We start from the raw sequence: 22,488 nt of genomic DNA, 5'->3' as shown, positions 1-22,488 counted from the left end.
GCATAGCGTGCAAACGGTGGCGGTGCTCAGCCTCAAAGGTGGTGTCGGCAAGACGACCATCGTGCTCGGCCTTGCCTCGGCGGCCCAGCGCCGAGGCGCGCGCACGCTGGTCGTGGACCTGGACCCGCAGTGCAACGCGACCGCGACGCTCGACCCGGACGACACCGAGGCGACACTCGCCGACGTGCTCGAAACGCCGCGGCCCGCGGTGCTCCGGGACGCGATCGCGCGCAGCGGCTGGGGCGAGGAGGTCGACGTCCTCGTCGGTTCGGAGGACCTCGAGCTGCTCAACGACCAGGACCCCGACCCGAGACGTCTGGAGAAGCTGGCCAGGGCGCTCGAGGAGCTGGCACACCTGCTGTCCGACGACGAGCTGCCCTACCAGCTGATCCTGCTCGACTGTCCCCCGTCGCTCGGACGGCTGACGAAGTCGGCGCTGATCGCCGCCGACGGTGCTCTGCTGGTCACCGAGCCGACCCTGTTCGCGGTGTCCGGCGCGCAGCGCGCGTTCGAGGCGGTCGAACAGGTCGCCGAGGCGCACAACTCGGACCTGGCGTTGCTGGGCGTGGTGGTCAACCGGGTGCGCCCGCAGTCCTACGAGCACCAGTACCGGATCCAGGAGCTGCGGGAACACTTCGGGACCATGGTCATGCCGGTCGCACTGCCCGACCGGCTCGCCGTGCAGCAGGCGCAGGGGGCGTGCATGCCGATCCACGCCTGGGGCACGCCGGGGTCACGTGAGGTGGCGCTGGCGCTGAACCTGCTGCTGGCACGGGTGTTGCGCGGCGTCAACCGGGGACGGCAACGGCCGGTCATCCGGACGGACGAGGGGAACGAGGCCGACGAGAACGAGGTCGACGAGGACGAGCGCGTCGTCCAGGACGGCTAGTCACCCACGCAGATCAGCGACGTGCACCTGCTGGTGGTGGTCGACGGTACCTGCGTCGTCGTGGTCGCGGTTGTCGCCTCGGTCGTCGTGGTGGTCTTCGGGCGGTCGGGCCGCGACTCGGTGGTCGTCGTGGTGGTGGTCGTCGTCGTGGTCGTCGTGGTCGTGGTGGTGCTGCTCTCGGACTCCGCCCCCGACGGCGGCGCTTCCCGCGACGTCGTCGTGGTGGGGCCGCCCGAGCGGGAGGCGGGCGGCACCGGCTCCACCGCACCCAGTTCCGACGGGTCCCGTCCCGGCGGGTCGCCATCGCCCGACAGCGCACCGAACGCGAAGAGCGTGCAGGTGATCGCCCCCACGACGGCTCCGACGGCCAGTCGACCGTGACCGCTTTGCAGAGTGGACGCCATGTGTGTCCTTTGGGTGAGCATCCAGCGACCACTGGTAGTTGGCTGCAGAATCTACCTCACCCGAACGGGGGAGCCACAGAGGCGTCACAGCGGCGTCACGGGCAGGCGTTGTTCCCGTGTACGCCGTGAGTTGAATCGCCCTAAATGACTTTGCCGGGCCGCTCGGACGGTCGTAATGTCGGCTGTACACGAGAGAGGAGGTGGTCCAACGGTGAATTCCCATAGGACTCGTGAGGTGGCTGTCCGCTAAGGACCACCCAAACGGACATGGTTTGGCCGGCCGCGCTACACGGCATTGACACCGGTTCGCCGGTGCCGGAGACGCGCGGTGTGGTCGGCGAATACCAGGCAGTCACCCAGCCCCCGGTGCTCTCAGGGAACTAGTCCGCCCCTGGGCCTGCGCGAGCAGGAGAAGGCCCGGGGGCTGTTTTATTTCCGGTTCATTTGCCCAGGTCTTCCAGCTTGTGCTCGGCCTGCTGCACGAGCCGCCACGCCTGCCCGGCTCTGCGCTCGGCGTCCTTCACCGACCGGCTCGCCGAACCGGCGCGGCGCCGCGCCTCCTTCTCCTCCGCCTCGGCGGCGTCCAGCTCCTCGTAGATCCGCCGCACCCGCTCGGTCGCCGCGTCCGCGGCCTTCTGCGTCTCGGCGAGGATCCGTTCCTCCTCCTTGCGGTCGGCCTCGGCCTCCTTGACCGCCGCACGCGCGTCGTCCAGCTCCTGCCGTGCCGTCGCCCGCTTGCGTTCCAGCTCGGCGTCCTCGCGGGCCGTGCGCTCCTTCTTGGGGGCCTTGGGCGCACGCTTGGGCACCACGCCGGTGGCCTTGGCCGGGTCCGCGGACGGCCACGCCGCGGCGGCCGCGTCCAGGTCCTTCGCGGAGGTCAGTCGCCCCGCGATCACCACCCGCGCCACCTCGGGGTCGGCGATCGCGGTCGTGAAGATCTCCTCCAGCTCGCGGGTGACGCCTTCGGTCAGCGGCGCGCCGTTGAGCTTTCCCGCCTGCTGGACCAGCGTGTTGACGAGCTTGGTGCGGCGCTGCGACAGCGAGCGCAGGTCGGCGCCCGCGAGGTTCGCGTGCGCCTCCCGGAACGCCTCGCCAAGGTCGGCGACCTCGTCGACGTCCGCGTCCGGGTCGCGGGCGAGCTGGTTCGCGAGGTACGCGGAGGTGGTCGGCTTCGCGAGCTTCTCGATGGCGGCGGCCAGCTTGGCGTCACCGTCGGCCTTGGCCTCCTTCGCCAGCTCCTTGCGACGCGGCGTGAAGTCCTCGCGGGCGGCGCCGTACAGCTCGTCGGCGGCGGCATCCAGGTCTGCTGGCACACCCCCATCCTGCCGCCTTCGAGGCGGTGAAACGATGTCCGGGTGGTCTACCAGCGAGTTCTTCGGCCGGTGTTGTTCCGGATGGGCGGCGGCGACGCCGAGGTGGCGCACGAGCGCACGGTGCGGATGACCGCACGGCTCGGTGCCGTGCGGCCCGCGGTGGCGGGGCTGCGGCGGTACTTCGGCGGGGCGACGCCGAGGACCGTGTTCGGCATCCCGTTCCCCGGCCCGGTCGGGCTCGCGGCGGGCGTGGACAAGGACGGGCGGGCGCTGAAGGCGTGGCCCGCGTTCGGGTTCGGCTTCGTCGAGGTGGGCACGGTGACGTGGCACCCGCAGCCGGGCAACGAGAAGCCGAGGCTGTTCCGGCTGCCCGCGAGCGAGGCCGTGATCAACCGGATGGGGTTCAACAACGGCGGCGCGGAGGCGCTCGCGGAACGGCTGAAAGCACTGGGCCCGCTGCCGGTGCCGCTGGGCGTGAGCATCGGCAAGTCGAAGATCACCCCCGTCGAGGAGGCCGTCGAGGACTACCGGCGGTCGCTGCGGGTGCTGGAGCCCCACGCCGACTACTTCGCGGTGAACGTCAGCTCCCCCAACACGCCCGGCCTGCGCGGCCTGCAGGACAAGGCGGCGCTGGACACGCTGCTCGGCGAGCTGCGGACGTCGGTGCCGCTGCTGGTGAAGATCGCCCCGGACCTGACCGACGAGGCGATCGGCGAGGTCCTCGAAGTCTGCTCCGCCCACCGGGTCGCGGGCCTGATCGCGACGAACACGACCCTGTCCCGCGACGGTCTGGCGCCCGAGGACCAGGCACGTGGCGCGGAGACAGGCGGGTTGAGCGGGCGGCCGCTGACCGCGCGTGCGCTGGAGGTGGTGACGTTCGTGGCGAAGGAGACGGGCGGTGACCTGCCGATCATCGGCGTCGGCGGCATCCACGACGCGGACGACGCGCTGCGGATGCTGGACGCGGGCGCGTCGCTGGTGCAGGTCTACACGGGCTTCATCTACCGGGGTCCCGGCCTGGTCCGGGAAATCAACCGCCGGGTGCGGTGAACCAAGGCGTGTCCTGTGGATCTTTGCACGCGAGTCTTGGCCTGATCAGCAGTTACCTCAGGGGAACGTGACGACACTCAGCCACTGACCGCCTGCGGTCCGCCGGTGGCGCTGCGTCGGGACCAACACGCTTAAACCCGGGGAGGCGGATCAGACAGCTCACGCAGTGCCACCGCCAGGCCCGCCAGGTGGTCGGTCGCCTCGGCCAGTTCCTGCTTCGGACCGGCCGACGAGCTGGCCGCGACGACCCGGCCCGCCGCCGCCACGAGGCTGCGGTAGCCGTTCAGTCCCTCGTCGAGCTGCTCACGCAACCGCCGCACGCCCTCGATGAGCGGGCCACGTTCCATGGGCGGTGCGTGGTCGCGGGCCAGCTCGACGGCCGCGAGCTGGGCTGCGACCGCACGCAGCGCCTGCGCCGCCTCCGCGCCGGTCTGCTCGGCGTGTGCCACCGAGTCGAACGGCACGGACGCGGGTGCGCCGTCGGTGCCCGCGAGCTGGCGGACGAGCTGCGTCAGCGCGTCCTCCGCCTCCGCGAGCCGCTGCATCGGCTCGTAGGCGGCGGACTCGCGGGGCGGCATCGCCGGGCGCGGGGCCGCCGCCACCCCGGCGGGCTTGTGCGTGCGGTCGAACTCGTCGCGGGCCCGCTTCAGCAGCACCATGCGGCGGGTGGACCGGATCGACAGCGCACCGGTGGCCGCCACCGCGGCCACACCGGCGGCGATCATCCCCGCGTCCGGGCCCTCGCCCACCATGCCGCTGACGCCCAGCGCCACGTACACGACGAGGAACAGGCAGATGATCGCCCAGGCGAGCGCCCACCGGGACGCCCACATCCGCTTGCGTTCCAGCCTGCGCCGCTGCCGCTCGATGCGGACGGTCTCGTCCTGTCGCCGCGCGAGTGCGTCCTGCACCTGCGCGACGACGGACGTCCTCATCTGGGTGTTGTTCAGGTACTTCCCGACCATCTGGGTCAGCTGGTAGATGTCCCGGCCGCGCGGCGCCATCCGCTGCCTCCCCTGTCAGTCGAGCGTGAACACGCGGGCTCAGTTGCCCTGCGGGTTCGCCTTCTGCTCCTGCGCCACACGCTGCGCGATCTCCGCCTGGATGCTCTGCGCCGCCGAGCTGTTCGACGACGAGCCGCTGGTGACCTGCGGTGTGGCACCGCCGCCCATCGACGCGCGGATCTGGTCGAGGCGCGACTTGCCCGCCATCTCCGTGGTCGAGGCCTGGACCTCCATCATGCGGCCCTGCACCGAGTTCTGTGCCAGCTCCGCGGACCCGAGCGCGGTGGTGTACCGCTTCTCGATCTTGTCCCGGACCTCCTCGAGCGACGGCGTGTTGCCCGGGGCGGCCAGCTCGCTCATCTGGTTGAGCGACTTGGAGACCTGCTCCTGCATCTTCGCCTGCTCGAGCTGGCTCAGCAGCTTCGTGCGCTCGGCCAGCTTGTTCTGCAGCATCATCGCGTTGCGCTCGACGGCCGTCTTGGCCTGCGTCGCGGCCTGCAGCGCCTGGTCGTGCAGCGTCTTCAGGTCCTCGATGTCCTGCTCGGCGGTGACCAGCTGCGTGGCGAAGGACTCGGCGGCCTGCTCGTACTGGCGGGCCTTCTCCTCGTCACCGTTCGCGCGGGCCTCGTCGGCCAGCACGAGCGCCTGGCGCGCGGAGGACTGCAGCTTCTCGACGTTGCCGAGCTGCCGGTTGAGCTTCATCTCCAGCTGGCGCTGGTTGCCGATCACGGCCGCGGCCTGCTGGGACAGCGCCTGGTGCTGCCGCTGGGCCTCCTCGATGGCCTGCTGGATCTGCACCTTGGGGTCGGCGTGCTCGTCGATCTTCGACGAGAAGGCCGCCATCAGGTACTTCCAGAACTTCACGAACGGGTTGGCCATCTCCTCCGCCTGCCTTACTCCGCGCTGGTCGCAGTTCGTAACTCGTGTCCCCGGTTGCCGCTCCCACCGACTGCCCGGTTGGTATGGCAACGCCCCGTCATCACTGTGGGTTCCATCGTGTCAGGTGCCCCGCGTTGTCCACCACTCAACCCGTCATAATTCAGGAACTGATCAGGGATGGCCCTGACCTGACGGCCCCACCTCGGGGTCGGTGGCCCGCCGCACCTCGACCAGACCCTCCCGCAGGCCGTCGAGCCTACTCGTGAGATCGGCCGCCGCGCCGGTGTTCGGCGACAACGCACTGGTCGTGCCCGTGATCAGCTCCGCCAGCTCGTCCCTGGCGCGCTCGAACTCCATGACCGTGGCCTGCATCTTCGCGAGCAGCGCGTCCCTCGTCTCACGCTGGCGGGCGGCCGCGGCCAGCCGTGCGGACACCGCGTCGTGCGCTCGCACCAGGTCGGCCTGCGCGGGCGCCCCGTCCGCCTCGGCGATGGCGGCGGCCAGCGCGGCCCGCTCGTCCTCCAGGTCCGGCACCGGGATCCGCGCGATCGTGTGGTCCAGCTCGGCCACCTGACGGGCGGTGACCCGCAACTCCATGACCACCTGCTCGGCGTCCGCCGACAGGGTGGTGAACCCGGGCTGGTCACGCAGCGACGCGGTCAGCTCCCGCAGCACCCGCTCGCCCCGGGACACCCACACCTGCGCGGTGCTCCCGAGCAGGGGCTTCCTGCCGCCCACGGCGGGCGGGATCTCCTGCTGCCTGCGCGTGCCGGCGATCATCAACGGCACCGTGACGAGCGCGAGCACGCCGATCACGACGAGCACGAACAGCAGGGCGGTCACGCAACGAAGCCTAGTGCCACGAAAGGCGCGCTCATGTCACCGAATGACACGAACGCGCCTTCCGCGGCACGACCATCAGGCAGCGAAGATCGCCCCCGCGTCCCGCAGCGAGGACTCCATCCGGTGGCTGAGCGCGGGCTGCAGCCGCAGGTCCGCGAGGCTGTCCCCGACCACCGCGGGCACGAGCCGTCCACCTTCCACCGAGCCGACCGACGCGCGCGGTCCGGAGCCCTCCGCTCCGACCTCGCCACGCTCGGCCCGCTCCGCGGCCTCCGGCAGCTCGACCGACTCGAGCGCCCCGATGTCGGTCGCCACGTTGGACAGCAGTACCGACAGCGGCAGGTCGAGCGCCTCGCAGATGGCGGCGAGCAGTTCGCTCGACGCCTCCTTGCGGCCGCGTTCGACCTCCGACAGGTATCCCAGGCTCACCCGGGCGGCTCGGGAGACCTCACGCAGCGTGCGTCGCTGGTTGGTGCGGGCGTGCCGGAGCCGATCACCGATCGCCTCGCGCAACAGCACGGTCATCGCGCGCCTCCCTTCAAGATCGATCCGCCGGACCGGGAGGTCCGGCATGGTGACCACGTTACCGAGACCTGGCGATCATCGGCAGCGCCATCACCGTCCGTACGCCAAGGGCGAACGAGTGAACCGCCCCTGGTGTTCCCTCAAGTATCTCGGCGCCGCTGGAGCCCGGCCCTAGTCCTGCTGGTCCACCAGCGTGCTGAGCAGGCGCAACGCCGCCGCGACGGCACCGGCGCGGACCTGGTGGCGGTTGCCGTCTATGCCGATCGTGTGCACCTCGGCGATCTCCGGGCCCGACACGCCGATGTGCACGACGCCGGGCTCGATCCCGTCCTGCGGGTCCGGTCCGGCCACCCCGGTGAGCCCGACCCCCCAGGCCGCGCGGCACGTGACGCGTGCCCCGTCGGCCAGCTGGGCCGCCACGTCCGGGTGCACCGCGCCGTGCTCGGCGAGCAGCTCGTCGTCCACACCGGCCAGCTCGTGCTTGAGCGGTGTGGCGTACACCACGATCCCGCCGCGGACCACGGCCGACGAGCCGGGCACGCTCGTCAGCACCGCGGCGACGAGACCACCGGTGAGGGACTCGGCGGTGGCCACCGTCTCGCCCTTCTCCTTCAACGCCCTGATCAGGTCCGCCAATTCCGCCGCGTCGACGCCGACGCTCTCGGCGAGGGGGTTCCTAGCCATTGGCGCCGTTGGCGCGGAGGCGCATGGCGCGGACGACGTAGTCGACGCCGGTGCCCACGGTCAGCACAAGCGCGATGCCCATGCCCACCCACAGCAGCGGGTCGAGCACCGCGGGCAGTGGCAGCAGGTACAGGCCGATGGCGATGATCTGCGCGAACGTCTTGACCTTGCCGCCGTAGCTCGCCGCGATCACGCCGTAGCGGATCACCCAGAACCGCAGCAGGGTCACCAGGATCTCCCGGCCCGCGATCGTCAGGGTCACCCACCAGGGCAGCTCGCCGAGGATCGACAGCCCGACCAGCGCGGCGCCGGTGAGCGCCTTGTCCGCGATCGGGTCCACGACCTTGCCGAAGTCGGTGACCAGGCCGTACTTGCGGGCCAGGTGACCGTCGATGAAGTCGGTGATCGAGCCGACGGCGAACACGAGGAACGCCGCCATCCGCCACCCGTCGGACACCCCGCCGTCGACGAACAGGGCGAACAGGAACACCGGCACCAGGACGAGCCGGGTGACGGTCAGGATGTTCGCGATGTTGACGAGCGGTACCTGCGCGACCGCGGGCGGGTTCAACGCCTCCGACGGAGTGGATCCGTCGGAGGGCGTGGCACTCATCGGAGCACCTCTAACGGCCGCACCACCAGATCGACGCCCTCGGAGTCGACCACCTTGCCGACCACGAAGTCACCGACCGCCACGTCGTGCACGTCGAGCAGCAGGCACTCGCCGTCCACCTCGGGGCCCTGGTGCGCGGCACGGCCCGCGACCCCGTCCTCGTCGTCGCGTTCGACCAGGACGCGCACCTCCTCCCCGATGCGGTCCTCCGCGCGCTGCGCGGTCAGCTGTTCGACCAGGTCGGAGACGCGCGCGACCCGCGCGGCGACCTCCTCGGCGGGCAGCTTGCCGGGCAGGTTCTCGGCCTCGGTGCCGTCTTCGTCGGAGTAGCCGAACACGCCAACCACGTCCATCCGTGCCTCGGTGAGGAAGTGCTCCAGCTCGGCCAGCTCCTCCTCGGTCTCGCCGGGGAACCCGACGATCACGTTGCTGCGGATGCCGGCGTCCGGGGCGAGCGCGCGGATCTGGTCGACCAGCGCGAGGAACGACTCGGTGCCGCCGAAGCGGCGCATCCTGCGCAGCACGGTCGAGCTGGCGTGCTGGAAGGACATGTCGAAGTAGTTCGCCACGCCGTCCGTGCCCGCGATGGCCTTGAGCAGGGCGGGACGGGTCTCGGCGGGCTGCAGGTAGGACACGCGTACCCGCTCGACGCCGGGCAGCGCGGCCAGGCGCGGCAGCAGCAGGGAGAGCGCGTCGGGGCCGCCGTGCTCGCGGCCCAGGTCCTTGCCGTAGGAGGTGGAGTTCTCGCTGACCAGGAACAGCTCGCGGACGCCCTGCTCGGCGAGCCACGCGCCCTCGGCGACGATCTCGTCGGGCGTGCGGGACACGAACGCGCCGCGGAACGACGGGATCGCGCAGAACGAGCAGCGCCGGTCGCAGCCGGACGCGATCTTCAGCGACGCGAACGGTGCGTCGTCGAGCCGCTTGCGCAGCACGCGCGGGCCCCAGCCGTGCCCGGGCACCGACAGGTCGGCGGGCTTGCGCTCGACCGGGGTGATCGGCAGCAGCGTGCGCCGGTCCACCGGGGTGTGGGACTCGACCGCGCGGCCCGCGACCACGTCGTCGAGCCGCTCCCCCAGGTTCGGGTAGTGGTCGAAGCCGAGCACAGCGGCCGCCTCGGGCAGGCTCTCGGCCAGCTCGGTGCCGTACCGCTCGGCCATGCAGCCGACGGCGACCACCTTCGCGCCGGACTCGGCGGCGTCGAGCAGCACGTCGACCGAGTCCTTCTTGGCCGACTCGACGAAGCCGCACGTGTTCACCACGACCACGTCGGCGCCCTCGCCGTCGTCGGTGATCTCCCAGCCACCCGCCGCGAGACGGCCCGCGAGTTCCTCGGAGTCGACCTCGTTGCGGGCGCACCCGAGGGTGAGCAGGGCGGCACGGCGCGACGGTGGTGGTGTTGGCACGTGCTTCAGGGTAACCGGCGCACCCGTCACCAGGGCCCGATGTGTGTCCGATGGGTCTGCCGTGGCAGGTTTGGTGTTTGTGAACGAGCAGGTGGTATCGGTGCGCAGGGCGCGGGTGAGCGACGTGCGCGGGATCAAGTCGATCATCGACACGTACGTGGGCAAGGTCCTGCTCGCCAAGGAGCTCGTCACCCTGTACGAGGACGTCCAGGAGTTCTGGGTGGCCGAGGTGGACGGCGAGCTGGTCGGCTGCGGGGGCCTGCACGTGCTGTGGGAGGACATCGCCGAGATCCGGTCGATCGCCGTGCTCCCGAACGTCGCGCGGCTGGGCATCGGCGGCCTCCTCGTCGACCGGCTGCTGGCCGTGGCGCGGGAGCTGGGCCTGCAGCGGGTGTTCGTGCTGACCTTCGAGACGAAGTTCTTCGCCCGGTTCGGGTTCGTCGAGATCGACGGCACGCCGGTGATCGCCGAGGTGTACGAGCAGATGCGCCGCTCCGCGGACGAGGGTGTCGCCGAGTTCCTCGACCTGCCGTACGTCAAGCCGAACACCCTCGGGAACACCAGGATGCTGCTCGAACTCCAGGACTTCCCCGTTTGATACCCCTAGTTGAACCGATCAGGGGTTTGCAGGCCACGCGGGAACGGGCGTAATTGATCAGACCCTGTTCCACAGATCGCGAGGGAGATCATCCGTGGCCACGTCAACCCTGCGCCGTGCCGCCCGGGCCGCTGTCACCAGCGTCGTCACCACCGTTGTCGCGGCGAGCGCCATGCTCGTCGGCAGCGGCACCGCGTCCGCCGCGCTCGACCCGGCCCAGCTGCGCCAGGTCACCGACAGCTACCTGTACTCGTACAGCCTCTCGAGCTTCCAGACCGTGCGGTCGCAGCGGCCGTACGCGAGCCAGCTCGACTGGAGCTCCGACGGCTGCTCCAACTCGCCGGACAACCCGTTCGGCTTCAACTTCGTGCGGGCCTGCTACCGGCACGACTTCGGGTACCGCAACTACAAGCGGCAGGGCCGGTTCACCGAGTCCACGCGGCTGACGCTCGACAACAAGTTCAAGAGCGACCTGTACACGATCTGCAACGGCAACTGGGCCTGCAACCGGACCGCGGACGTCTACTACGCGGCCGTCCGCCAGTTCGGCGGCGGCAGCTGACCTGATCTGGTGGAGGGTGCTTCCGCAAGCGCCCCCCACCACGGTTCAGCAGTTGCCGGCGGTCGAGCGGCCGGCGAGCCGGTCGCCGACCCAGCTCGTCACGCTCGGGCTCATGAGCGCCGCCGTGGCGAAGTGGCCGCCGGTGTAGGTGCGCTGGAACGTCACGTTGCCGCCACCCGCGCACCACGCGGACCGCAACGCCACGCTCACCTGGACGGGCAGGATCTCGTCACCGTTCGAGTGGTACAGCAGCACGGGCGCCCTGGGCGTGGTGCCACCGAGCTTCTGCTCGTCGACCCTGGCCGACCATTCGGGACGGCTGAGCACGTCCTCCGTGGTGTAGTCGGCCATCGACCTGCCCGAGTACTTCGTCTGCAGCTCGTCGGTGCAGTCGTCGCGGATGTCGGTGATCGCGGCGCGGCCCGTGTCGTTGAGGTACGGCGTGATGTCGAGGTCCGGGTACGTGACGTCGATGCCGTAGCCCGCGGCGAGCACGAGGCCCGCGTTGTCGCCGCCGTCGTTGTGGTCGGCGACCACCTTCAGGTCCGCGGGCGGGGCGCCGACCGCGTACGCGGCGATGTTCAGCGCGGGCGCGTACGTCGGCGCGAGCTGGGCGGCCCAGCCGGCGGCGTGCCCGCCCTGCGAGTACCCGACGATCGCGACCCTGGTGTTCGCGGACAGGCCGGTGCCGGACAGCCGCAACGCCGCGCGGACGGCGTCGAGCGTGGCGTGGCCCTCGGCGCGGCCCGCCATGTAGGTGTGCTCGCCCGGTGTGCCGATGCCCTCGTAGTCGGTCACCGCGACGGCGAAGCCGCGGGTGGCGTACTGGTGGATCAGCAGGCCCTCGGTCTCGTCGCCCGCCTCCAGGTGCCGCGACGGGGCGCACTGGTCACCGAGGCCGTGGGTGCCGGGCGCGTAGCCGACGACCGGTGTGTTCGCGTTCGCGCCCTTCGGCACGATCACGGTGCCGCTGACCGTGATCGGCGAGCCGGTGGCGGACGTGGACTGGTAGGTGATCGTCCAGACGTTGGCGTAGAAGAAGCCGGGCGCGTTGACGGCACGTGCGGACAGGACGTCGCCGGGGGCGGCGGCGGCCGCGGCGACTCCCGGCGGTGCCACGAGTGAGGCGGCCACGAGCAGGAACCCGGCCACGAGACGGCGTACGGACATGGGCCCTCCAACAAGAAGCAGGGACCCACAAGGTAACCAGTCGGTAACTGGCGGTGATAGTGGCTGGTGGACAACGCGTCACCGAGTCGTTGTCCACGAACCACAACGCCGGCGGCGGATCGGCCGTACGATGCGCTGATGCGGCTGCTGGCGGTGGTGTTGTTGCTGGTGTTGAGCGGATGCGTGACCGCGGAGTCGGCTCAGCCGCCCGGTCCGCCGCCGGACACCGGCTCGCTGCGGCAGCTCGACGACCACCCGCTGTGGACGATGCGGTACGAGGGCGACTACGACCGCATGAAGAACGTCTCCCAGCCCACGCCCACAACTCCGTTCGGCTGCTCGCTGTTCGCCACCAACGACGCGACCGATCCCCTGTTCGCCCGCAACTTCGACTGGGACCCCGCGCCCGCGATGTTGCTGTTCACCGATCCGTCCGACGGCTACGCGTCGGTGTCGATGGTCGACCTGTCGTACCTGGGCGTCACCGACCCGGAGGCCGAACCGGAGAAGCTGACCGACGCCCCGCTGCTGCCGTTCGACGGCATGAACGAGAAGGGCCTCGCGATCGGCCTCGCCGCCGTGGACGACGCGCAGCCGGGGTCCCGCCCGGACCGCCCGACCGTCGGCAGCGTGCGGATCATCCGGCTGGTGCTGGACAAGGCCGGGACGGTCGAGGAGGCCAAGCAGGTCTTCGAGGACCACAACATCAACTTCGACGGGGGCCCGCCGCTGCACTACCTGGTGGCCGACGCGACCGGCAGGTCGGCGGCCATCGAGTTCGTCGACGGCGAGGTCGTCGCACTGCCGACCCAGGCGGCGGTCAACTTCACCCTGTCCGGCACGGACGACGCCACCCGCGCCGCCGACAACCGCTACCGCACCGCCACCGAAGGCCTCTCCCCCGGCATGGACTGGCGCGCCGCGATGGACCTCCTTGGCGACGTGCAGCAGGGGCACACCCAGTGGTCAGTGGTGTACGGCCTGAAGACCGGCGAGGTCCACGTGGCCACGGACAAGAAGTTCGACCGCGTCCACGACTTCACGCTCTAGTCCGTCACACGACCTGCAGCACGAGCGCCCACACGCCCGTCGAGGGATTGCGGGTGTGCTCGGTGCCCACCACTTCGCACCTGCTCCGCGCACGGTCGATCGCGTCATCGACACCGGCAGCGAAGTCCGCGAAACAGAGTCCGCTCTTGGCGTACCGGGGCACGTGCTTCACCAGCTTCCGCCGAGCGTCGTCGTAGCACGTCAACGGAGCCGAGCACGATTCGAAATGCAGAAGGAGCCAGTACTCGAAGCACGGATTCGAGATCGCCAGGTGCACACCGTGTTTTCTGGCCTCGGCGACAGCCGCCGGAACGTCGAACTCGTCCACGTCGACAACACACCAGACCTCGTCGCACGCGAGAACATCCCGCTTCTGGGCAGCGAAGCGGACCAGCCTCACAGGATCGACGCCCTTGGCCTCCACGACCACCCTGACCGCGGGATTCCGCCGCTCCTTCTTCAGCCCACGGAAGTAGGCCGGTTCGGTGGCCATGCCTCCGCAGACGACGAGAACCTGCGTGCGCTCTTCACGAACCGGAGCAGACCGGGACCGCCGGTTCTCTCTGCGGGTCATCGATCCCGCACTGCGTGCACGAAGTCCTGGTGGTCGAGCACGGGAACCGCGCCGTAGCTGCCACCCAGATACCTCCGCTCGAGGTTCTGATCCTGCCGGGGCTTGAAGTCGGTAAGCGGGTAGAGCTCAGTGGCGCCCGCGTTGTTCTTCTGTACGAACCAGATCTGGTCGCGATCGAGCACCTTGTTGCCGATCATGGTGCCGAGCAGGCTGGTGTCGTGCGTGGTGAAGATGAGCTGCGCGTTCCTTGGATTTGTCTCCGTGTCTTGGAAGAGTTCCACGAGCTGAGCGGTGAGCAGCGGGTGCAGACTCGTGTCGATCTCGTCCACAGCGACGACCGATCCCTCGTCGAGCACGTCCAGCACGACCGGTAGCAGCTCCAGCCAGGAGAGCGTCCCGTCCGACTCGTCACCGAGCCCGAAGAGTTCACCCTCAACACCGTGCTCAAGCCGCAGTTCCAGGCTTGGCCTGTGCACTTGGTTGCGTCGCACCAACGCCCTGGAACGTCGCGGTACGTACCGTCCTTCCAGCTCGTCGGCTTCCTCGACGCTGACGTTGGTAATACCGACATCGGCCGCGGCCAGCAGCGAAACCAAACGGTCGTGGTTTCCCGGGTTCTTAGCGAGGAAGTCCTGGATGCGCTCCGCCAGCCCGAACGGCGACCTGTGACGAGCGCTCCTCAGTCGTATGCCAGCCCGAAACCACTGATAGACCGGGAGCAACGGATCCAGGTTGAGCTTGGCCGCGGCGCTCAGAAACAACGCGTTCGGCCGGGTGAGTTCCTCCAGCATCGCCAGCTTGGGCTTGAGCTCGCCGAGCGTGGTCCCGAAGTTGATGTCACCGCGCTGTCGGCTGAACAGCAGCCTTCGCCGCTTCTCCGGGTAGGAGTACAGCCACTCCTCGAGAACCTCGTTGTCGTCAACACTGAACCCGTACGTGTACGGCACACCGTCGACGACAAGTTCCGCCACGTAGAGAGACGGCTGAGTTCGGATGGCTGGGTTCAACCGGAACGGGTTCCGTGGCACCCCCTCGTCGATCTCCCACCTGGAGAACGACTGCAGCACCGCTGCCCTCATGAACTCCAGCCCGCTGATCACGTTCGACTTGCCTGATGCGTTGGCGCCGTAGATCGCGGTGACCGGTACCGCGAGCTGCTCCGACTGACGCGCCGGCATCAGCAGGAGCTCCTGCTCGTCCGCGATCGAGCGATGGTTGGCCAGACGGAAGCTGCGTAGCACGTCGCGCCTCCTTCCAGGCACCTTCACGCCGTTCTGTACCAGTAAACCGCACAAACAGCCGTCAAGGTTCCCCGAGGGGCGACTCTCACCACAGAATCACTCGTCGAAGTCGTCGTCTGACGGGGGTGGGCCGCCGCCGCGGATGGTGTACAGGACCGAGTCCAGTTCGTCGGGCTTGACCAGTACGTCGCGGGCCTTCGAGCCCTCCGACGGGCCCACCACGCCGCGGCTCTCCAGCAGGTCCATCAGGCGACCGGCCTTCGCGAAGCCGACCCGCAGCTTGCGCTGCAGCATCGACGTCGACCCGAACTGGGACGTCACGATGAGTTCCGCGGCCTGCAGGAGCACGTCGAGGTCGTCGCCGATCTCCTCGTCGATCTCCTTCTTGTCCGACGCCTTCGCGCTGGTCACGCCGTCGGTGTACTCCGGCTGCGCCTGCTCCTTCACGAACGAGACGATCGCGTTGATCTCCTCGTCGGTGATGAACGCACCCTGGATGCGGATGGGCTTCGACGCGCCCATGGGCAGGTAGAGCCCGTCGCCCATGCCGATCAGCTTCTCCGCGCCCGGCTGGTCGAGGATGACCCGCGAGTCCGTCAGCGACGACGTCGCGAACGCCAGCCTGGACGGCACGTTCGTCTTGATCAGACCGGTGACCACGTCGACCGACGGGCGCTGCGTCGCCAGCACCAGGTGGATGCCCGCGGCACGTGCCTTCTGCGTGATCCGGACGATCGCGTCCTCGACGTCGCGGGGGGCGGTCATCATCAGGTCGGCCAGCTCGTCGACGATCGCGAGGATGTACGGGTACGGCCGGTACTCGCGCTCGGACCCGGGCGGTGCGGTGATCTCGCCCGAGCGGACCTTCTTGTTGAAGTCGTCGACGTGCCGGACCCGGTTGGCCTGCATGTCCTGGTAGCGCTGCTCCATCTCCTCGACCAGCCACGTCAGCGCGGCCGCCGCCTTCTTCGGCTGCGTGATGATCGGGGTGATCAGGTGCGGGATGCCCTCGTACGGCGTCAGCTCCACCATCTTCGGGTCGATCAGGATCATCCTGACCTCGTCCGGCGTGGCCCGCGCCAGCAGCGACACCAGCATGGAGTTGACGAAGCTCGACTTACCGGAACCCGTGGACCCCGCGCACAGCAGGTGCGGCATCTTCGCGAGGTTCGCGGTGACCATGTGGCCCTCGATGTCCTTGCCGAGGCCGATCACCATCGGGTGCGCGTCCTTGACGGCGGTCGTCGACCGCAGCACGTCACCGAGCCGCACCATCTCGCGGTCGGAGTTCGGCACCTCGATGCCCACCGCGGACTTGCCGGGGATGGGCGCGAGCAGCCGGACGTTGTCGGTGGCGACCGCGTACGCGATGTTCTTGGTCAGCGCGGTGATCTTCTCGACCTTCACCGCCGGGCCCAGCTCGATCTCGTACCTGGTCACCGTCGGGCCCCGGGTGAAGCCGGTGACCTGCGCGTCGATGGAGAACTGGTCCAGCACGCCGGTGATCGCCTCGATCATGGCGTCGTTGGCGCGGCTGCGGGTCTTCGGCGCGTCGCCCGCTTCGAGGATGTTCGGGTCGGGCAGCGTGTAGTCACCGTCCACGACACGCGGCGCGAGGTCGAGCTGGCCCTGGGTGCCCGCGTCCTTGGCCGCAGTGTTCTCGGCGACCTCGACGGGCTTCTTGCGCTTGCGCGGCGGCGGTGCCGGAGGCTCGGGTGGCGGTGGGATCTCCTCGCCGGCACCGGTCTCGGCGAGCGGCGGGTCGGCGTCGGCGGACATGGCGGCCTGGCGGCGGCGCGACGGGCGGCGCAGCCGGACCGGCTCGGGCTCCGTCTCCTCGTCCTCCTGGCCGGGCAGGTCGAGGCCTTCGGCGTCGATGCCGTCCTCGCGGTCCTCCGGGTCCATGCCCAGCTCACGGAGCCGGGTCGGGATGTCGCGGAACCGGGTGCCGGTGAACACGAGCACACCGAAGCCGAGCACGAGCGCCAGCAGCGGCAGCGCGACCCACGCGGTGACGCCCTTGGCGAGCAGTCCGCCCGAGAGGTACCCGATCGCGCCGCCCGCGTACATGCGGCCGAGGTTGTCGTCGGGCTGGTCGGCGAAGATGTGCAGCACGCCGAGGATGGCGAGGACGAACAGCAGCGTGCCGATGACCAGCCGCGGCCGCTTCTCCGGCTGCGGGTCCGAGCGCATCATCGCGATGCCGATGACGAGCAGCGTCAGCGGCAACGCCATGGCGGCGGCGCCGACGACCGACCGCACCCCGACCTCGAGGTAGTGGCCGATCGGGCCGCCCGCCTGCCACCAGATGCCCGCGCCGGCGATGACGCCGACGGCGATGAGACCGAACGCGAGGCCGTCGCGCCGGTGCGCCGGGTCGAGGTCCTTGGTGCGGCCGACGGTCCGCGCGATGCCGCCCGCGCCCTTGGCCAGGAGGTTCCACCCGCCACGCAGGCCGCGGCCGAGCGCACGCGTGACCGAGCCCTTGCTCGCGGGCTTGCGGGCCGGCGGCCGCCGGGCCGGGGACCGGGACGACGACCTGGTCGACCTGGACGGTGTCTTGGCGGGTGGCCGGGACGACCGGCTCGATCCGCTCCTGGCGCGCGCACCGCTTCCGGAGCCGCCGCTCGAGCCGCGGCCCTTCGGGCTCTTGGAAGGTGCTGTCCGGTTCGCCACAACCCCCCACGGTAGTCGCATGAGCCACACGAGTCACTCTTGGCACACGGGCACCGGGATTGACTGATCCCCTGGCGGACCCCCACCTGGGTCGTGCGATGCTCCCGCCCATGGTCGCGCTGACACGCCGTTCTTCCGAGTCGACACGCCGGTGGCCCCGCCGCGGTCCGTTCGCCCGGCGACCGAAGCCGCAGAAGGTCTCGCCGATCTGGCGAGCCATGACGGCCTTCGACGTGGCCTTCGTGCGGCTGGTCGGGAAGCTGGAGATCACCGGGTCGATCCCGGCCGAGCTGCGGCACCAGCCGATGCTGATCGCCGCGAACCACATCGGGATGTTCGACCCGTTCGTGCTGACCGCGGCGCTGCGCAAGGCGGGCGTCAACCCGCGGTTCCTGCTGACCGGCGGCCTGCTGGACGCGCCGGTGATCGGGTGGGGGCTGCGACAGGGCGGCAGCCTCCGCGTCGACCGCGGCAAGGCCAACGTGATCGAGGCGTTCGACCGGGTGACGACCGCGCTGCGGGAGACCCCGGGCCCGGTGCTGGTCTACCCGGAGGGCCGCGTCAGCCGTGAGCCCGGGCTGTGGCCGGAACGCGGGAAGAGCGGGGTCGCGCGGATGGCGCTGACCGGTTCCGTGCCGGTGCTGACGATCAGCCAGTGGGGCGCGCACGAGGCCGTGTACTGGGGCACCGAGGTCGTGACCGGGTGGCGGGACTTCATGCCGCTGCTGACCTCGTGGCTGCGGGCGATCAGGAACCGGCCCACGTTCAAGGTGCACTTCGGGCCGGTGGTCGACCTGTCGGACCTGTCGGCCGCGAAGCCCGGCGACGCGATCCGCGCCCACAAGCGGATCATGCAGGCCATCACGGACAACCTCGTGCCGCTGCGCGCCGATGAGCTGGACGAGCCGAGGTTCCACGACCCGACCCGGCCGACGGACAGCACGAGCCCCTGGCGGCCCAAGTCGTAGCTGGCTACGGCTTCAGCACACGGGTCGGGATGGCCGAACCGGTGCGCACGGGGTCGAACACGAACAGCGTGGAGTACTTCCGGACGTTCGGCGCGTCGGTGAGCAGACGTTCGGCCACCTCGTTGTGGTGGGCCATGCCTGACGTGACCAGCACCACCACGTAGTCCCACTCGCCGTAGACCATGTACAGCTGCTGCACCTCCGGCGCGGCGAGGAGCCTGCGCTGGAACGCCTCGTGCAGCCGGGACGACTCCCGTTCCACCGCGACCAGGCAGACCGCGAACACCAGGTCGTGGCTGGCCTTCGGGTTCAGCACCGCCGTCGTGCGCGCGAGCAACCCGCTCGCCCGGTAGCGGTCCATCCGGCGCTGCACGGCACTGGGCGACAGGCCGACGACCTCACCCAGCTCGCGCAGGGTGCGGCCGGCGTCGGCCTGCAGCTCGTCCAGTAGCAGGTGATCGATCTCGTCGAGCTTCACGCAAAAATATTGCGTGAGCGCGGGAAAGAATTCAATTGCGGTTCGCGGCCTCTGACATAGCGTGAAGGCACTGCCAGGGAGAGGAAAACCCCGCGATGACCAACGCCGCCGCGACCGAGCCCGTCGCCATCTCAACCGGTGAACCCGCTACGACGGTTACTCGTGGCACGGTGCTCATCGTGCTGGCGTCGTTCTGCTTCGGCACGTCGGGCCCGCTGGTGAAACCGGCGATGGACGCGGGCCTCTCACCGCAGCAGGTGGCGAGCTTCCGCATCGGGCTCGCCGCGGCGCTGCTGCTGGCGTTCGTGGCGGTCACGCGGCCGCGCCTGCTGCGGTTGCGGCGCTCCGACCTGCCGCTGCTCGTCGGCTACGGGCTGGTCGGGGTCGCGGCCGTGCAGCTGCTGTACTTCGCGGCGGTCTCCCGCATCCCGATCGGTGTCGCGATGCTCCTGGAGTTCACGTCCCCCGTACTGGTCGCGCTGTGGGTGCGGTTCGTGCGGCGCGTGGTGCTGTCCGCCCGGATGTGGGTCGGTACGGCGCTCGCGCTCCTCGGCCTCGCGATGGTGGCGCAAGTGTGGGAAGGGCTGCGGCTGGACACGTTCGGCCTGTTGTTCGGGGTGGCGTCGGCGCTGTGCGCGGCCGCGTACTTCCTGATCGGCGAACGCGGGGTGAGCACGATCCCCCCGCTGGGCCTGGTCACCTGGGGCATGGTCGTCGGCGCGGTCGCGATCGCCGTGGTCACGCCGCCGTGGTCGCTCCCCGGCGAGACCATGACCGCCACCGCCGAGTTCGCCGGGCTGGCCGTGCCCGTGTGGACGCTGCTGGTCACGTGCGCGGTGGTCAGCACGGCCGCCGCCTACCTGCTGTCGATCAGCGCGATGCGGTACCTGCCCGCGAACGTGGTGAGCGTGCTCGCCGTGTGCGAGCCGATCGTCGCGACCGTGCTCACGTGGCTCGCGCTCGGACAGACGCTCGCGCCTGTTCAGGTCCTCGGCGCGGCGGTGCTGCTCGCGGGCGCAACCGTCGTTCAGCTGGCTTCACGTACTCCCAAGGTCGTACTCGTGGGTGACGCGGTTCAGCCGACAGTGGGATGACGTGGCACCCGTCACAGCGAGACCCTCTACGCGATACACGTGTCAGGCGAGCGTAGAAGCGGGTGAGCACCATGAGGCCGACGAGACGGGAACAGCGCAAGGCGCGACGGGCACTGCTGCGGCAGGTGATCACCGTCGGGTGTGCGCTGATCGTGGCGATGTCGAAGCGCTGATGGCCTTGAGCGGGGTGAACACGCCGTCCGGGTCGTAGGCGCGCTTGATCTCGCGCAACCGGGCGTAGGCCGCCGCGCTGTAGGCGGTGTCCGTGCGACCCGGGTCGGTCAGCCCGTTGAGGAAGGACCCACCAGTGGCGAGCGCGACGATGGGCGCCGCCGTCTCCGCGGGGCTGTCGACGATCACCGAGTACGGCACGTCGCGGTGCCCCATCGGGCCCGCGTCCGCACCCGGCCGGGCGATGGCGCCACCCCACGGCCGCACCTCGACCGCCGCCGCGCCCCCGTGCACGGCGTCCAGCGCGGCGGCGATCAGCGCGTCGGACAGGTCGGCCTGGAGCGTGTAGTTCTCCGGCGTGGTGCCACCGATCGTCCCGCTCTCGGTGTACGGGATGGTCCGCCAGCCGTCGGTGACCGGCTCGCCGGGGAACAGGGGGGCCAGCGCACGCCGGGCCTTGTCGGCGGGCCCGACGTACATGCCGCGGATGACCAGTTCGTCGCGGGTGAGCACGACGTTGGCGGTCAGCTCGTCCGGCAGGTCGAGGTCGCGGTAGACGGCGAGCACGTCGGCGGCGCGGTCGAGCGGGAAGGTCGCGGCGCCCGCGTGGACGTCGGTGACCGGGTACAGCCGGAACTCCAGCGCGGTCACGACGCCGAAGTTGCCGCCACCCCCGCGGATCGCCCAGAACAGGTCCGGTTCGCGGTCGGCCGACACGGTCCGCGACGCTCCGTCCGCGGTGACGATCTCGGCGGCCACCACGCTGTCGGCGGCGAAGCCGAACACGCGGGACAGCCAGCTCATCCCGCCGCCGAGGGTGTAGCCGACCACGCCGACGTCCGGCGAGGTGCCCGACAGCGGCGCGAGCCCGAACCGCGCGGCGGCCGCGATCACCGCACCCCAGCGCACCCCGGCGCCGACACGGGCGGTCCGCCGCTCCGGGTCGATCCGCACGCCGGTCATCCCGGCCGTGGCGATCACCTCGACGTCGCCGTCCGGCAGCTGTCCGCCGTGGCCCGTCGCGTACACCGTGACCGGCCGGTTCCTGTCGCGGGCGGCGAGCACCCTCGCACGCACGTCGTGGGCGTGCACGGTCACGCGCCCAGCAAGGCGGGCCGACGGACCGCGGGCGGGATGCTCTTGGCCGGGGTGAACACGCGCTCGGGGTCGCAGGCAGCCTTGACCTCGCGCAGCCGCGCCCAGTCGCTGGCGGTGTAGGCGGCCCGCGTGCGGGACGGGTCGTGCAGCCAGTTCAGGAACTCGCCGCCCGTGGCGTGCGCGACGACCGGTGCCGCGGCCTCGGCGGCACCGTCGACGACGACGGAGAACGGCACGTCACGGTGTCCGACCGGGCCGGCGTCGGCGGCGGGACGGGCGATGGCGCCACCCCAGCGCCGCACCTCGACGGTGGTCGCGCCCCGGCGGACGCTCTCCAGCACGGCCTCGACCGGCACGTCGTGCTGCAGCGTGAAGTTGTGTGGCGCGGTGCCGCCGACGGTGCCGCTCTCGGTGTACGACATGGTCCGCCAGCCGTCGGCGACCGGCTCGCCTGCCGCCCGGAACAGCGGTGCGAGCGCACGGCGGGCGTCCTGCGCCGATCCCGCGTACATGCCGCGGATCGACAGCGCGTCCGCGGTGAGCACGATGTTGGCGGTCAGCTCGTCCGGCACGTCGAGGTCGCGGTAGACCGACAGCACGTCGGCGGCCCGGGCCGGGTCGAACGTGGCGGTGCCCGCGTACACCGACGCGACCGGGTGCAGCCGGAACTCGAGCGCGGTGACCACGCCGAAGTTGGCGCCGCCACCGCGGATCGCCCAGAACAGGTCCGGCTCGCGGTCGGCCGACACGGTGCGGAACTCGCCGTCCGCGGTGACGATGTCGGCCCGCAGCACGCTGTCCGCGGCATACCCGAAGCGGCGCGACAGCCAGCCCATGCCGCCGCCGAGCGTGTAGCCGACCACGCCCACGGTCGGCGAGGTGCCGGACAGCGGCGCGAGCCCGAAGGGCGCGGCGGCCGCGATCACCTCACCCCACCGCACCCCGGCGCCGACCCGCGCGACCCGCCGCCGCGGGTCGACCAGCACCCCGCCCATCCCCGCGGTGGTGATCACCGCGACGTCCTCGCCCTCCGGCATGGGGCCGCCGTGCCCGGTCGCGAAGACCGACACCGGCAGGCACTGCTTCCGTGCGACCAGCACGGCGTTGCGCACGTCGGCCGGGGTGGTGGCGTCCACGATCATCTCTGGCTCCTCGGGTCTGATCCGTCGTTCTTACCCACAGGTCGGATGGGGAACGC

23 protein-coding genes are annotated in these 22,488 nt (G+C 70.6%); 8 read left to right on the top strand and 15 right to left on the bottom strand.

All coding sequences use genetic code 11. From position 1 onward, the window contains the following. Nucleotides 1–7 precede the first annotated feature (7 nt). Nucleotides 8–889: a ParA family protein gene (locus tag ACIBVP_RS23575; RefSeq protein WP_396108409.1), complete on the top strand. Its 882-nt coding sequence runs from the start codon at nucleotides 8–10 to the stop codon at nucleotides 887–889. Nucleotides 890–910: 21 nt separating this feature from the next. Then, nucleotides 911–1,270 (top strand): hypothetical protein, encoded by a 360-nt coding sequence (locus ACIBVP_RS23570; protein ID WP_396108408.1) that lies wholly within the window; start codon nucleotides 911–913, stop codon nucleotides 1,268–1,270. A 463-nt stretch (nucleotides 1,271–1,733) separates the two neighbouring features. Here ACIBVP_RS23570 and ACIBVP_RS23565 read toward each other — a convergent pair whose 3' ends face one another. After that, complete coding sequence (locus ACIBVP_RS23565; protein ID WP_396108407.1) at nucleotides 1,734–2,606, bottom strand: hypothetical protein; 873 nt, start codon at nucleotides 2,604–2,606, stop codon at nucleotides 1,734–1,736. 42 nt (nucleotides 2,607–2,648) lie between these two features. Here ACIBVP_RS23565 and ACIBVP_RS23560 point away from each other — a divergent pair, with 42 nt between their 5' ends. Then, nucleotides 2,649–3,656 carry a quinone-dependent dihydroorotate dehydrogenase gene (locus tag ACIBVP_RS23560; protein WP_396108406.1) on the top strand — a complete coding sequence of 336 codons (1,008 nt, stop codon included), beginning with the start codon at nucleotides 2,649–2,651 and terminating at the stop codon, nucleotides 3,654–3,656. 131 nt (nucleotides 3,657–3,787) lie between these two features. On the opposite strand, the gene ACIBVP_RS23555 is transcribed toward ACIBVP_RS23560, so the two are convergent. The 7 genes from ACIBVP_RS23555 to rimO all read right to left on the bottom strand — a co-directional run bounded on the left by ACIBVP_RS23555 (nucleotide 3,788) and on the right by rimO (nucleotide 9,610). Further along, nucleotides 3,788–4,660 (bottom strand): hypothetical protein, encoded by an 873-nt coding sequence (locus ACIBVP_RS23555; protein ID WP_396108405.1) that lies wholly within the window; start codon nucleotides 4,658–4,660, stop codon nucleotides 3,788–3,790. A gap of 39 nt (nucleotides 4,661–4,699) precedes the next feature. After that, on the bottom strand, nucleotides 4,700–5,539 hold the full coding sequence (locus tag ACIBVP_RS23550) for a PspA/IM30 family protein (protein ID WP_396108404.1): 840 nt from the start codon (nucleotides 5,537–5,539) through the stop codon (nucleotides 4,700–4,702). 171 nt (nucleotides 5,540–5,710) lie between these two features. Then, entirely contained in the window at nucleotides 5,711–6,382 is a 672-nt protein-coding gene (locus tag ACIBVP_RS23545) for a hypothetical protein (RefSeq protein WP_396108403.1), read from the bottom strand. A 75-nt stretch (nucleotides 6,383–6,457) separates the two neighbouring features. Further along, nucleotides 6,458–6,907: a helix-turn-helix domain-containing protein gene (locus ACIBVP_RS23540; RefSeq protein WP_396108402.1), complete on the bottom strand. Its 450-nt coding sequence runs from the start codon at nucleotides 6,905–6,907 to the stop codon at nucleotides 6,458–6,460. A 171-nt stretch (nucleotides 6,908–7,078) separates the two neighbouring features. Next, on the bottom strand, nucleotides 7,079–7,591 hold the full coding sequence (locus ACIBVP_RS23535; RefSeq protein ID WP_396108401.1) for a CinA family protein: 513 nt from the start codon (nucleotides 7,589–7,591) through the stop codon (nucleotides 7,079–7,081). Beyond that, nucleotides 7,584–8,204 carry a CDP-diacylglycerol--glycerol-3-phosphate 3-phosphatidyltransferase gene (gene pgsA, locus ACIBVP_RS23530; RefSeq protein WP_396108400.1) on the bottom strand — a complete coding sequence of 207 codons (621 nt, stop codon included), beginning with the start codon at nucleotides 8,202–8,204 and terminating at the stop codon, nucleotides 7,584–7,586. Before pgsA ends, ACIBVP_RS23535 begins: the two co-directional genes overlap by 8 nt. Next, nucleotides 8,201–9,610 carry a 30S ribosomal protein S12 methylthiotransferase RimO gene (gene rimO / locus ACIBVP_RS23525; RefSeq protein WP_396108399.1) on the bottom strand — a complete coding sequence of 470 codons (1,410 nt, stop codon included), beginning with the start codon at nucleotides 9,608–9,610 and terminating at the stop codon, nucleotides 8,201–8,203. The genes pgsA and rimO overlap by 4 nt, the downstream gene beginning before the upstream one ends. A gap of 61 nt (nucleotides 9,611–9,671) precedes the next feature. On the opposite strand from rimO, the gene ACIBVP_RS23520 reads away from it, so the two are divergent. Both ACIBVP_RS23520 and ACIBVP_RS23515 read left to right on the top strand, forming a co-directional pair. Continuing rightward, nucleotides 9,672–10,208 (top strand): amino-acid N-acetyltransferase, encoded by a 537-nt coding sequence (locus ACIBVP_RS23520; RefSeq protein ID WP_396108398.1) that lies wholly within the window; start codon nucleotides 9,672–9,674, stop codon nucleotides 10,206–10,208. 109 nt (nucleotides 10,209–10,317) lie between these two features. After that, on the top strand, nucleotides 10,318–10,770 hold the full coding sequence (locus ACIBVP_RS23515; protein WP_396108584.1) for a phospholipase: 453 nt from the start codon (nucleotides 10,318–10,320) through the stop codon (nucleotides 10,768–10,770). Between the two features lie 45 nt (nucleotides 10,771–10,815). Here ACIBVP_RS23515 and ACIBVP_RS23510 read toward each other — a convergent pair whose 3' ends face one another. After that, a complete protein-coding gene (locus tag ACIBVP_RS23510; protein WP_396108397.1) occupies nucleotides 10,816–11,940 on the bottom strand; it encodes a lipase family protein in 1,125 nt (374 codons plus the stop codon). A gap of 138 nt (nucleotides 11,941–12,078) precedes the next feature. Between ACIBVP_RS23510 and ACIBVP_RS23505 the strand changes: the two genes are divergently transcribed. Further along, complete coding sequence (locus tag ACIBVP_RS23505; protein WP_396108396.1) at nucleotides 12,079–12,990, top strand: carcinine hydrolase/isopenicillin-N N-acyltransferase family protein; 912 nt, start codon at nucleotides 12,079–12,081, stop codon at nucleotides 12,988–12,990. 4 nt (nucleotides 12,991–12,994) lie between these two features. On the opposite strand, the gene ACIBVP_RS23500 is transcribed toward ACIBVP_RS23505, so the two are convergent. The 3 genes from ACIBVP_RS23500 to ACIBVP_RS23490 all read right to left on the bottom strand — a co-directional run bounded on the left by ACIBVP_RS23500 (nucleotide 12,995) and on the right by ACIBVP_RS23490 (nucleotide 17,481). After that, complete coding sequence (locus ACIBVP_RS23500) at nucleotides 12,995–13,483, bottom strand: RloB family protein (protein WP_396108395.1); 489 nt, start codon at nucleotides 13,481–13,483, stop codon at nucleotides 12,995–12,997. A 77-nt stretch (nucleotides 13,484–13,560) separates the two neighbouring features. Continuing rightward, on the bottom strand, nucleotides 13,561–14,805 hold the full coding sequence (locus ACIBVP_RS23495) for an ATP/GTP-binding protein (protein ID WP_396108393.1): 1,245 nt from the start codon (nucleotides 14,803–14,805) through the stop codon (nucleotides 13,561–13,563). Between the two features lie 96 nt (nucleotides 14,806–14,901). Beyond that, nucleotides 14,902–17,481 carry a DNA translocase FtsK 4TM domain-containing protein gene (locus ACIBVP_RS23490; RefSeq protein ID WP_396108392.1) on the bottom strand — a complete coding sequence of 860 codons (2,580 nt, stop codon included), beginning with the start codon at nucleotides 17,479–17,481 and terminating at the stop codon, nucleotides 14,902–14,904. 98 nt (nucleotides 17,482–17,579) lie between these two features. On the opposite strand from ACIBVP_RS23490, the gene ACIBVP_RS23485 reads away from it, so the two are divergent. After that, nucleotides 17,580–18,449, top strand: coding sequence for a lysophospholipid acyltransferase family protein (locus tag ACIBVP_RS23485; RefSeq protein WP_396108390.1), 870 nt, complete (start codon nucleotides 17,580–17,582; stop codon nucleotides 18,447–18,449). 4 nt (nucleotides 18,450–18,453) lie between these two features. On the opposite strand, the gene ACIBVP_RS23480 is transcribed toward ACIBVP_RS23485, so the two are convergent. Beyond that, a complete protein-coding gene (locus ACIBVP_RS23480; RefSeq protein WP_396108389.1) occupies nucleotides 18,454–18,927 on the bottom strand; it encodes an Lrp/AsnC family transcriptional regulator in 474 nt (157 codons plus the stop codon). Nucleotides 18,928–19,022: 95 nt separating this feature from the next. On the opposite strand from ACIBVP_RS23480, the gene ACIBVP_RS23475 reads away from it, so the two are divergent. After that, nucleotides 19,023–20,021 (top strand): EamA family transporter, encoded by a 999-nt coding sequence (locus ACIBVP_RS23475; protein ID WP_396108388.1) that lies wholly within the window; start codon nucleotides 19,023–19,025, stop codon nucleotides 20,019–20,021. A gap of 129 nt (nucleotides 20,022–20,150) precedes the next feature. Here ACIBVP_RS23475 and ACIBVP_RS23470 read toward each other — a convergent pair whose 3' ends face one another. Together ACIBVP_RS23470 and ACIBVP_RS23465 are read right to left on the bottom strand one after the other, a co-directional pair. After that, nucleotides 20,151–21,290, bottom strand: coding sequence for an FAD-binding oxidoreductase (locus ACIBVP_RS23470; RefSeq protein ID WP_396108387.1), 1,140 nt, complete (start codon nucleotides 21,288–21,290; stop codon nucleotides 20,151–20,153). Further along, nucleotides 21,287–22,432 (bottom strand): FAD-binding oxidoreductase, encoded by a 1,146-nt coding sequence (locus tag ACIBVP_RS23465; protein WP_396108386.1) that lies wholly within the window; start codon nucleotides 22,430–22,432, stop codon nucleotides 21,287–21,289. Before ACIBVP_RS23465 ends, ACIBVP_RS23470 begins: the two co-directional genes overlap by 4 nt. Nucleotides 22,433–22,488 lie beyond the last annotated feature (56 nt).

This window comes from Actinophytocola sp. NPDC049390, assembly GCF_044466355.1.
GTDB lineage: Bacteria > Actinomycetota > Actinomycetes > Mycobacteriales > Pseudonocardiaceae > Actinophytocola.
Note: the sequence above shows the minus strand (reverse complement) of the source record. Positions and strands in the feature narration are given on the sequence as shown.